At 70.4% G+C, this 10,078-nt stretch carries 10 protein-coding genes and 1 other RNA gene; 6 read left to right on the top strand and 5 right to left on the bottom strand.

Annotation, left to right across the window (positions count from 1 at the left end):
- Positions 1 to 3,276 (top strand): non-ribosomal peptide synthetase (locus NG1_RS30705; protein ID WP_157114333.1); only part of this gene is annotated, 3,276 nt, incomplete at its 5' end.
- Between the two features lie 7 nt (positions 3,277 to 3,283).
- On the opposite strand, the gene NG1_RS30700 is transcribed toward NG1_RS30705, so the two are convergent.
- On the bottom strand, positions 3,284 to 4,099 hold the full coding sequence (locus tag NG1_RS30700; RefSeq protein ID WP_062976664.1) for a helix-turn-helix domain-containing protein: 816 nt from the start codon (positions 4,097 to 4,099) through the stop codon (positions 3,284 to 3,286).
- Positions 4,100 to 4,228: 129 nt separating this feature from the next.
- Here NG1_RS30700 and NG1_RS30695 point away from each other — a divergent pair, with 129 nt between their 5' ends.
- From NG1_RS30695 to NG1_RS30685, 3 genes are all read left to right on the top strand, one after another.
- Positions 4,229 to 4,636 (top strand): hypothetical protein, encoded by a 408-nt coding sequence (locus NG1_RS30695; RefSeq protein WP_062976663.1) that lies wholly within the window; start codon positions 4,229 to 4,231, stop codon positions 4,634 to 4,636.
- Between the two features lie 322 nt (positions 4,637 to 4,958).
- Positions 4,959 to 5,534, top strand: a complete 576-nt coding sequence (locus NG1_RS30690; RefSeq protein WP_062976661.1) for a GNAT family N-acetyltransferase — start codon at positions 4,959 to 4,961, stop codon at positions 5,532 to 5,534.
- Entirely contained in the window at positions 5,531 to 6,256 is a 726-nt protein-coding gene (locus tag NG1_RS30685) for a hypothetical protein (RefSeq protein ID WP_062976659.1), read from the top strand. Before NG1_RS30690 ends, NG1_RS30685 begins: the two co-directional genes overlap by 4 nt.
- Positions 6,257 to 6,262: 6 nt before the next feature.
- On the opposite strand, the gene NG1_RS30680 is transcribed toward NG1_RS30685, so the two are convergent.
- The 3 genes from NG1_RS30680 to NG1_RS30670 all read right to left on the bottom strand — a co-directional run bounded on the left by NG1_RS30680 (position 6,263) and on the right by NG1_RS30670 (position 8,403).
- Entirely contained in the window at positions 6,263 to 6,724 is a 462-nt protein-coding gene (locus tag NG1_RS30680; protein ID WP_062976657.1) for a GNAT family N-acetyltransferase, read from the bottom strand.
- Positions 6,725 to 6,772: 48 nt separating this feature from the next.
- Positions 6,773 to 7,342, bottom strand: coding sequence for an NUDIX hydrolase (locus tag NG1_RS30675; RefSeq protein WP_062976656.1), 570 nt, complete (start codon positions 7,340 to 7,342; stop codon positions 6,773 to 6,775).
- A 173-nt stretch (positions 7,343 to 7,515) separates the two neighbouring features.
- Positions 7,516 to 8,403, bottom strand: coding sequence for an alpha/beta hydrolase (locus NG1_RS30670; protein WP_062976673.1), 888 nt, complete (start codon positions 8,401 to 8,403; stop codon positions 7,516 to 7,518).
- Between the two features lie 36 nt (positions 8,404 to 8,439).
- Between NG1_RS30670 and rnpB the strand changes: the two genes are divergently transcribed.
- Positions 8,440 to 8,855: RNase P RNA component class A (gene rnpB, locus NG1_RS30665), an RNA gene on the top strand.
- Positions 8,856 to 8,904: 49 nt separating this feature from the next.
- Here the strand turns inward: rnpB and NG1_RS30660 are convergent.
- Positions 8,905 to 9,300 carry a hypothetical protein gene (locus NG1_RS30660; RefSeq protein ID WP_062976654.1) on the bottom strand — a complete coding sequence of 132 codons (396 nt, stop codon included), beginning with the start codon at positions 9,298 to 9,300 and terminating at the stop codon, positions 8,905 to 8,907.
- A 453-nt stretch (positions 9,301 to 9,753) separates the two neighbouring features.
- On the opposite strand from NG1_RS30660, the gene NG1_RS30655 reads away from it, so the two are divergent.
- On the top strand, positions 9,754 to 10,068 hold the full coding sequence (locus tag NG1_RS30655) for a hypothetical protein (RefSeq protein WP_245660131.1): 315 nt from the start codon (positions 9,754 to 9,756) through the stop codon (positions 10,066 to 10,068).
- Positions 10,069 to 10,078 lie beyond the last annotated feature (10 nt).

Below are 10,078 nucleotides of genomic sequence, written 5' to 3'. Positions count from 1 at the left end.
AGGCTGGCCGCACGGGTCTCCGCGTTCGCCGCGCGCCACCAGGTGCCGGAGAAGGCGGTCTATCTGGCCGCGCACTGCCTGGCGCTGCGGGCGCTCACCGGCCGCACGGACGTCACCACCGGCGTGGTGAGCCACGGTCGCCCGGACCGCGCCGGCGCCGAACGCGTGGCGGGGCTGTTCCTCAACACGCTGCCGATCCGGCTGGACAGCACCGCGACCACGTGGCGCGCCGCGGTGGAGCAGCTCGCGCGACGCGAACGTGAGGCCTATCCGTTCCGTCGCTACCCGCTGCGATCGATCCTCGCCGACGGCGGGCCGGTCTTCGAGACGGCGTTCAACTTCGTCAACTATCACGTCTTCCAGCCCATGCTGGTGCTGGACGGCGTGCGCCTGCTGGACTTCGACGCCCGCGAGGAGACCAACTTCCAGCTGCTGGTGACCGCGGCGACCGACCCGCGCGACGGCCGGATGTGGTTGCGGGTCGACGGTGATCACACGCTGACCGCCGAACAGTGCGAGACCGTGGCGCTCACCCAGCTGCGCATGCTGGCGGGAATCGTCACCGACCCCGACGCGGTGATCGACCGCGGCGCAGGCCCCGCGACCGCCCGCGACGTGGGCACGCTGGTGGCCGAGGCGGCGGCGCTCCATCCCGCCCGCGTCGCTCTGGCCGGCGACGACGAATCGGTCAGCTACGACGAGATGATCGAAAGCTCCGATCGGCTGGCCCGGCGCCTGGCCGCACTCGGCGTGGCACCGGGCGACCGGGTCGGCATCCTCATGGGGCGTCGTCCGCGACTGGTGTTGCTCGTGCTCGCCCTGACCAGGATCGGGGCCGCGTGCGTCCCGCTGGACGTCAGTTACCCGCGGGCCAGGCTGAACCTGATGATCGACCGCGCCCGCCCGCACCGGGTGATCGCCGATGGCGCCTACCGCGACATCGTCGACGACGCCGCCTTGGTCCTGGACAGCGCCGCGCTCTTCGACGACTCCGCGCCCGAGCCGGAAGTGGAACTGCCCGATCACGTTTCGCCCGACGCGGTGGCCTATGTGCTGTTCACCTCCGGGTCGACCGGTGAGCCCAAGGGTGTCGCGATGCCGCATCGCGGCCTGACCTCCCTGGTGGACTGGCAGAATCGCGCGGCCACCGGCACCGGTCTGCTGAGCACACTCCAGTTGGCGCCGTTGAGTTTCGACGTGTCGTTCCAGGAGATCTTCACCACCCTCGCGGCCGGCTCCACCCTGCGGGTGAGTTCGGCCGATCTGCGATCGAACGTCGAGCAATTGCTGAACACCGTCGTGGAGGAGGGCATCGAACGGCTGTTCCTGCCGTACGTGGCCTTGCAGGCGTTCGCCGAGGCCGCCGTGGGACACCGGATGTTTCCGACCGAACTGAAGGTGCTGATCTCCTCCGGCGAACAGTTGCGCATCACCGACGAGATCCGCGCGCTGTGCAAAGTGGTTCCGGGCCTGGTGCTGGAGAACCAGTACGGTCCCACCGAATCCCACGTCGCGACCAAGTTCACGCTCACCGGTCCGGCCGACGAGTTCCCCGCGCTGCCGCCCATCGGCCGCGCCGTCGACGGTGACACCGTGGAACTGCTCGACAGCGCGCTGCGGCCGGTGCCGGACGGCGTGATCGGCGAGATCTATCTCGGCGGCCGCAGCATCGCCCGCGGCTACGAGGGCAGGCCCGCGCTCACCGCACAGCGGTTCGTCGCCACGCACGCGGGCGGAATCCGGTACCGCACCGGCGACCTCGGTGTCCGGCTGTTCTCCGGCGACATCGTCTGCCTGGGCCGCAGCGACAGCCAGGTCAAGATCCGCGGGTTCCGGGTGGAGCCCGCCGAAGTCGAGCTGTGCATCCTGAGCCTGGCGGAGAAGTTCCCCGGCATCACCGAGGCCGCCGTGGTGGCCCGCGGTTTCGGCGGTATCGACGGCTCGCTGATCGCGTTCTTGGTCGGCGCGGCCGAACAGACCGACCTCGCCGCACTGCGGCACGACCTGCGCTCGATGCTGCCCGCGCACATGGTGCCGTCGCGATTCGCCTGGCTCGACGAACTGCCTCGCACGCCGAGCGGCAAACGCGACGACGCGACGCTGCGCGCCTACGGTGCGGATGCCGCGGAGTCGGTGTCGGCGCGGCGAGAGCCCGCCGACGACTACGAGCGGTCGGCGGTCGAACTACTGGCCGAGTACGCGGGCCTGCGCTCGATCGGCGTGGACGACGACTTCTTCGCGGCGGGCGGCACCTCGATCGGGGCGATGCGCGTGGTGATGGCGCTGTCGCGTCGATGGGGCGTCGAGGTGCCGCTGGACGCGTTCATCGGCGCGCCCACCGCCGCCGGGCTCGCCACGCTGGTGCGCGCGGGCGCCGTGCAGCGCACGTTCGACCCGCTGGTGCCGATCAGCGTCGCCGGGGTCAAGCCGCCGCTGTTCCTGGTGCACCCGATCGGCGGCAACGTGCTGTGCTACCTGGCTCTCGCGCGTCACCTGGATCCGGACCGCCCGGTGTACGGGCTGCAGGCGGCGGGCGCGGATTCGGGCAGCGCGCCGGAGAAGTCCATTCCCGCGATGGCGGAGTCGTACCTGGAGGCGGTGCGGCGAGTGCATCCGACCGGCACGTATCACTTGGCGGGCTGGTCGTTCGGCGGCTATGTCGCCTTGGAGATGGCCCGCAGGCTCCCCGAGGACGAGGTGTCCAGTGTGACGCTGCTGGACACGATGGCGCTGCGCGCGCGGACGCGAACACCGATCCCGGAGGAGAAACTCATCCGGTGGTTCTTCCTGGAACTGCTGTGGTACGCGCGCGGAAGCCAGTCGGCGCTGGTCGATTTCGAGCCCGACGTGCACAATTCCGAGGATTTGTTCGCGGCGATGCTGGCGGAGTCGGTGCGCTCGGGCATCCTGCCCGCCGACAGCTCCCCGCAGGCGATCCGGCGGCTCTACGAGGTGTTCTTCGCCAACTACTCATCGATGCTGGAGTACAAACTCGAGCCGTACGACCGCGACATCACGCTGTTGCGCGCGACCGAGGGACTGCCGCCGGGCGTCGACCTGGCGCACAAGACCGTCGGCAGCATGTTCGACAGCGCCGACAACGGGTGGAAACAGTACGCGGCGCGCCGGTTCACGGTGATCGACGTTCCTGGCGATCACCTGAACATGATGTCAGAGCCGAACATCGGCGAACTCGGCTTGCGGCTGGACGAGGTGCTGTCGGCCGCCGACCCCGATCTGGACCGTGAGTGGGACGAATCCATGCTGGACGCCTGAGGTCCGCTCACGCCTTCGCCGCGGCCGCCCCGCGCAGCACGGCCGCGGTGAAATCATCCAAGGGATAGAACAATTCGATGGCCAGCTCCGACAGCGTCACGTCGGCGGGTGCGCCGAAGGTGGCCATCGTGCTGAACATCGACAGTTCGCCGGCCGGAGTGCGGATCCGGATCGGCACCTCAAACGGGCCGGGCGGTGCTCCCGCTCCCGCTTCCGACCCGTCGATTCCGGCCGGCTCGGGATAGGCCGCCACCTCGTCGTGCAGCGCGGCCAGTTCCGCGTCGCCGCTCGCGCTGACCTGCCTGCCGAGCCGCTCCAGGAACAGGGCTCGGACTTGGGCGAGGTTGGCCAACCGGCCCGCGAGCCCGTCGGGGTGCAGCACCAGCCGGTAGACGTTGAGCCGCGGCGCCCGCACGTGTTCGGGAACGCCGTCCATCAGCACGCTCATCGCCGCGTTGCCCGTCACCACGTTCCACAGCCGATCGATGACCACCGCCGGGTACGGTTCGTGCGACGTCAGCATGGTGTTCAGCGCGGTGCGGACCGTCGCGAGATGGGCATCGTCGAGGCCGCTCTCCAGATAAGCGGGGGCGAAGCCGGCTGCCACCAGCAGGGTGTTGCGTTCGCGCAGCGGCACCTCCAGCGCGTCGCACAGCCGCAGCACCATCGCCCGGCTGGGCGCGGCGCGGCCGGTCTCCAGGTACGACAGGTGACGCGCCGAACTGTCCGCGGCCAGCGCCAGATCGAGCTGGCTCAGCCTGCGCCGTTGCCGCCATTCACGGAGCAGGATGCCCGCTCTCGATGGTGTCCGCACCGCTGTCATTCGACCAGCTAAGCACTCGGTCGTGCGGTGCGGCCATGACCTCCGAGGTCATTGCGACGCCGACCTCCGGCCAGGAGGGTTGGCGGCGGGAGTCGAAAGGCCCCGCCGGATCGATGAACGGAGTGCGATATGAGACCAGCCACCCTGGCCCGCCGCGAGGGGAGCGCCGTGTTCCTGCGAACCGCGCTGCGCGTGGACGGCTGGAGCACCGGGATCTTCGGCGGGGTGCTGCTGGCCGGAGCAGGAGTGCTGCGCGACCCGCTCGGGCTGCCGGTCGGCTGGTGCATCGCGTTCGGAGTGGTCATGGTCGGCGGCGCGCTCGCACTGCTGACGCTCGCACGACGCCCCGTGGTGTCCGCGCGCCACGCGCGGGCGGTCGTCGCGGTCAACGCGCTGTCGGCAGCGGGGATGATCGGACTGGCCGGTGCGAACGTCCTCGCACTGACCGGTCCGGGCGTGGCTTTCCTGCTCGTCGGCGCGGCAGCGGTCGCGATCTTCGCCGGACTGGAATCCGCCGGGCTGCGCAGGCTCGGGTGAGCGCCCACCGTACCGACCGATCCCGCCTCGCCGACGAGTCCGGCCTCGGCCGCTTGCTCGACGCGCGAATCGCCGTGGCCGGGTGATGCGGTAACGGCATTCGGTCCCCTCGCGGAACTGGTGACCAGCAGCGGCCGCGGCTGGTCAGGGACAGCGACGAGTGCCGTCCGGATCAGGACGGTCGTACGGCAGGCCCGACGGTGGCTGCTCACCCCGTCCCGGAGTCACGGGTGAGCGGGCACTCCGCGTCCTCGACGGCTCATCGGAATTCCGTTGTGCCCGACTCCGCCGACCGGGTAGAGACATGCGGATGGACCTCTCTATGCCCGAGATCAGATTGCTCGTGCCCGAGGACTGGGCGGTATTCCGGCGTATCAGGCTCGCGGCGCTGACCGACGCGCCGCAGTTCTTCGGTAGCACCCTCGCCGAGGCCCAGGCCCGGACCGAGAGCGACTGGCGGCGCGCGCTGTCGGATCGAGCGCAGTTCCTGGCCCAGCGGGACGGCACCGAAGTGGGCACCGTCGCGGGCATGCCCGACCCGGAACGCGGCGGGGTGCACCTGATCTCGATGTGGGTGGCGCCGTCGGCGCGGGGCACCGGGGTGTCCGACCGGCTGGTGCGCGCGGTGCTCGACTGGGCGGTCGAGGGCGGGCACGACGTCGTCCACCTGGAGTTCGCCGAGCACAATGCCTTCGCCGAGCGGCTGTATCTGCGCAACGGCTTCGTGCGGACCGGGGGCAGCGGGCCGATCGTCCCGGGCGATCCGCGCCGGGAATTCGAGATGGCCTGGCGGCCGCCCACGCCCGGTTTGCCCGCCCACCCGCAGGGTATCCGGGCCGCGACGGCATCCGAGACATCCGTCCCGCACCGCGACGCCGAGCACAGGAGGCAGCCATGACCGATCGCAATTCCGCGGACAAGGGGACCGACGACGTGCGGGGCGCCGGTGGTGTGCCTGCCGAAACCGGGCAGCCGTCCAAGGGCGCGGCGGTGCGCGGCGGAGTCTCCGGAGCGGACCGGGATGCGGAGCCGGGCGCCGCACAGCGTCCCGCGAACACGTCCGGCGAGTCACGCGGTGACGTTGCGGAAGTGCGGAAGGCCGAGTCGGATACGCGTAGCGCGGCTGCCGCGGCGGGAGGCGAGACCGAGTCGGTGAGTTCGGCTCAGGTCTCGGAGGGCGCGTCCGCGCAGGCGGGTGGTACCGCCGGTGCGGGAGGGAAGACGGAGTCGGTGAGTTCGGCCCAGATCTCGGAGGATGTGCCCGCGACAGCGGGCGCTGCCGGCGCTACGGGCAAACCGGAGACGGTGGCCTCGACGCAGGCACCGGAAGGCGCGGGCACGACGGAAAATGCGGATCCGGAAGCCGTGCGGCATTCGGCCGCGGAGGGCAGCCCGAAGGAAACACCGATATACGAGTCGGTGCGCCGCGCCGCCGAACGCGCCGAGCAGGTGCAGGCGGACGCCGCCACCGCCGCCGAACGCGGCGCCGCGGGAATCCCCGGACCGGTGAGCCGCCCCGGCCGCACGCTTCTGGAAATGCTTCGCGACAAGCCCATCCTCGCCGCGATCCCGGCGTCCACCCTCGCCTTCATCCTCTGGCGCGCGTTCCACCGGCGCTGACCCGGTTCACACGCGCCGTCGATAGACCTGCCGGGATCCACCCTCCGGCCCGGGAGCCGCCTCCTCCGCGGGGTGGAAACCCAACTTCTCGTAGAACGCGCGCGCACCGCCGACGACCCCGCCGGGGTGATCGGGCCCGAAGGTGACCACTTCCAGCGTCCCCGGCGCAGGCACGTACCGGCGAACCGCGTCCGCGATGAGCGCCCGGCCGATGCCGTGCCCGCGAGCCTGTTCCGCGACGACCAGCCAGCGCACCCGGTAGACCGGCGGGTTCGACCCGAACAGGATGCCGCCGAGCACCTCCGCCCCCGCGGACCGAGCGACGAGCGCCGTCCCGCGCCCGATGTGCCGCAGCACCGCGGCACGAAACTCGGCATCCTCGGCGGACGCCCCGAACCAGTGCTCGACCTGCCCCGCCAGTTCGAGAAAACCGGCGAGGTCGTCCTCTCGCGCAAGCCTGACAATCATCCGCGCCATCGTGACAGCATCGGTCGGCCGCGTCGACTCGAAGCGACCTCAGCTTGCGGCGGCTCGCAGAGCGGTGTCCAGTTTGGCGCGGAAACGCGCGAAGTGGGGATCGGTGTCGGGAAGGTCGAAACCGGCCACGTCCCACCAATGTTCACCGTCGAACTCACGCGGGTCGAGGGCGTGGCCGCGGGCGCGGTCACCGCGGATCACGTACCAGAGGCTGACGTCTTCGTGCGCGTCGGAGCCGACGGTGGTGGTGACGGTGAGGAACAGCGGGTCGGGCCCCACGACGTCGAACCGTGCCTCGACGCCGATCTCCTCGGCCGCTTCCCGCCGCGCCGCGTCGAGCGGATGCTCGCCGGGATCGACGTGCCCTCCGGTCGGCAGCCACAGCCCGGCGAGGCGATGCCTGCCGAGCAGCACCGCCCGCGCCGCCGGATCGACCAGCACGGCATAGGCGACCAGGTGTCGCGGCGGCGTGGCCGGTTTGGCCCGCCGGAAGATGTCGTCGGTCGAGGCGAGCCAATCCAGCGTCGTGTCGACGTGCTGTCGCTCGAGCTCGTCGAGCGGCGTGATCCGCCGCACGACATCGGCGACCGCGGCGGTGGCGGAGTGCATGGCAGGGACTGTAGCGCCGGGCCCCGACAGGTTCAGCCGTCCAGTACCACCGGTTCGAGCCGGGTGGTGTACGTCGCGGCGCGGTCGAGCGCGTCGGCGGCCGCGGCGAGTTCTCGATCTACCGAGCGCGGCTGTTCTCGTGCGGCCCGGCGCACGGCCGGGCCGCGGACGATTCACGGGCGCAGCACCGACACCAGGAATTCGGTCTGGTCGTACACGGTCTTCTCGAAGACCTCGTCGAAATAGATATCGAAATGTCCTGCGGGATATCGCTTCACCACCGCGTGCTTGGTGCGTTCGGCGGCGCGCAGCGCCGATTTCACCGGCGCGACGGAGTCGTCGTCGCACAGGGCGTACAGCACCGGCATCTTCAGGGCCTTCGCGCGTCGCCCCGGCGCGTCGAACAGTGCGGAGAATGCGACGCGGGCGGCCACTTTCGGCTCGTAGGTCTCGCTCTCGTCGGTCAGTCTGCGGAAGCCGTCCGGCACGTCCGGCGCGCTCATCAGCGCCGCGGCCCGCTTGCGCCCGGCGAGCCGGATGCGGACCGGCTTACGCCGGATCGGCCCGAGCAGCAGGTCGGCGGCCGCGATGGTGGAGACCTTGATCAGGCTGATCGGCCCCTTCGCCAGCGCCGAGGACAGTCCGCTGGTGAACGGCACCTGCGCGACCACGGCAGCGATGTAGGCGTCGTCCGGCGCGACCGAGAGCACGTGCCCGCCGCCGAACGACGTGCCCCACAGCGCGATCCGGGTCGCGTCGATGCCGCGCAGCGTGCGCGCGTACGCGATGGCGGCGTGCCAGTCCTCGCGTTGCCGCGCGATGCTCAGCAACTGGCGCGGCGTGCCCTGACTGGCGCCGAAATGCCGATAGTCGAATACCAGGACCGCCATTCCCGCGGCCGCGAAACGCCGCGCGTACCGATCCAGTCCCATTTCCCGATTGGCCCCCAGGCCGTGTCCCATCACCACTAGCGGGCGGGGTTTGGGTGCGCCGTCCGGGCGATATAGCCACGCCGCGCACTGTTCGCTTCCGGATGGGAAGCCGACCTCGACACGTTCCATGGCCACCAACCGTACCCAGTATCCTGGGACGGCGGACGAGTTGGTCGGGCGGCCGCGGCGCTGGGAACGGGCACGGTTGTGCCGCCGCCCGGCGCCGAGGAAAGTCCGGACTCCACAGAGCAGGGCGGTTGCTAACGGCAACCCGGGGTGACCCGCGGGAAAGTGCCACAGAAAACAGACCGCCCACGGCCTCCGGGCCGTGCGGTGAGGGTGAAACGGTGCGGTAAGAGCGCACCAGCGCCCCGGGTGACCGGGGCGGCTGGGTAAACCCCGCCCGGAGCAAGGTCGAAGGTCGCACCGTTCGCGGTGCGGCTGCGCAGGCGCTCGAGGGCTGCTCGCCCGAGCCTGCGGGTGGACCGCTCGAGGTACCCGGCGACGGAGTGCCCAGATGGATGGTCGCCTCCCGGCCCCAGGGCCGGGGACAGGATCCGGCTTACAGACCAACTCGTCCGCCCGCCGGGCGTGCTTCACAAGTGCGAAGCACGCCTGCGCGGAGCAGGGTCAGCACATGAGTTTGGCCATCTGATAGATCGCCTTGGCCTCTTCGGAGCTGGGCCGGGTGGCGCCGCCAGCCCGCTTGGTGATGTTCGCGACGACGTCGTCCTCCGATTTACCGGCTTTGATGTCCCCGCATGTCTCGGTCAGGATGCTCGCGATCTTCGCGTCGTCCTTGCCTTCGGACAGCTTGGGGAACGCGCCGCGGAAGCTGACGAGGAACGCGCCCGCCTTCACGCTGTCGACCTGCGCGGCGGCCTGCGTCGCCGTGGTGGTGGCCTGCGAGCCGGCATCGTTGGTCTTGTCGTCCCCGCAACCGGTGAGGAGCAGGGCGAAGAGGGTGGCGCCTGCCGCGAACGCGGCCGTGGTTCTGGCCGCGAGCGCGGCGGTAGTTCTGGTCACGCAGCGGCATGCTAGCGGCCTGTAACGACCGTCGCCTCCCGTCAGGTGAACGGGAGGCGACGAGTAGTGGGAGAAAAGAAACGCGCGGTCAGATCGGGTTGATCACGAAAACCTGCGCCCAATAGGCGGCCTGCTCCGGGCCGAGCAGAGGCAACAGGTAGTCGAACAAAATCGATGACATAGGTATGGAGCTCCCAAATTGTCGACGTGCGGGACATTTCGAAGGCGCGGGCGAACCCGACGCCCGTCACGGCGGGCCACGTTAGCAGCGCGGGCGCGCTCGTGTCTCGGGGCGAGAATTTCCGCTGCCCGATTCCTACGGAACTGGCCCTGATCGTGATCGACGTCATAAAGTAGTCGCCGTTGGCAAGGCCCGGCGCAGGGCAGCACCGGGCCATTCATACTTCGATCGCGGGAAAGCAGGTCTCAACACATATGCGAGTAGTTCGCTCCATGGTCGCAGGCGCATTGGTCGCAGGCGCCGCTTCGGTTTTCGCGGTGCTGGGTGCGGGTTCCGCAAGCGCCGTCGCGGTGACCCCGCTGCAGGGTGGGGTTCAGGTCGACCTGAGTCCCGCCGACACGGTGTGGGTGCACCAGAATCACGTCGGCCTGGCTCTCGCCGGGTTGCCGCATCCGTCCGCCGCCTCCTTCGGCGAGGCGCTGGACGCCGCGGCCGGGGTCTCGTCCTCGGTGCCCGGTGGCCGGGTCACCTTCACCGTCTACGGTCCGTTCGATCAGTTGAACGGCACCATGCTGGCGCTCCAGTAGGACCGGCGCC

Origin of the sequence: Nocardia gamkensis NBRC 108242 (assembly GCF_001612985.1) — a bacterium.
Taxonomy (GTDB): domain Bacteria; phylum Actinomycetota; class Actinomycetes; order Mycobacteriales; family Mycobacteriaceae; genus Nocardia; species Nocardia gamkensis.
This window is presented reverse-complemented; position numbering and strand designations above follow the sequence as displayed.

Bases quoted from the DNA above. Each gene is read 5' to 3' on its own strand.
- NG1_RS30670 (WP_062976673.1), bottom strand. From the start codon at position 8,403: ATGGAACGTGTCGAGGTCGGCTTCCCATCCGGAAGCGAACAGTGCGCG.
- NG1_RS30695 (WP_062976663.1), top strand. From the start codon at position 4,229: ATGAGACCAGCCACCCTGGCCCGCCGCGAGGGGAGCGCCGTGTTCCTG.
- NG1_RS30685 (WP_062976659.1), top strand. From the start codon at position 5,531: ATGACCGATCGCAATTCCGCGGACAAGGGGACCGACGACGTGCGGGGC.
- NG1_RS30680 (WP_062976657.1), bottom strand. From the start codon at position 6,724: ATGATTGTCAGGCTTGCGCGAGAGGACGACCTCGCCGGTTTTCTCGAA.
- NG1_RS30700 (WP_062976664.1), bottom strand. From the start codon at position 4,099: ATGACAGCGGTGCGGACACCATCGAGAGCGGGCATCCTGCTCCGTGAA.
- NG1_RS30655 (WP_245660131.1), top strand. From the start codon at position 9,754: ATGGTCGCAGGCGCATTGGTCGCAGGCGCCGCTTCGGTTTTCGCGGTG.
- NG1_RS30675 (WP_062976656.1), bottom strand. From the start codon at position 7,342: ATGCACTCCGCCACCGCCGCGGTCGCCGATGTCGTGCGGCGGATCACG.
- NG1_RS30690 (WP_062976661.1), top strand. From the start codon at position 4,959: ATGCCCGAGATCAGATTGCTCGTGCCCGAGGACTGGGCGGTATTCCGG.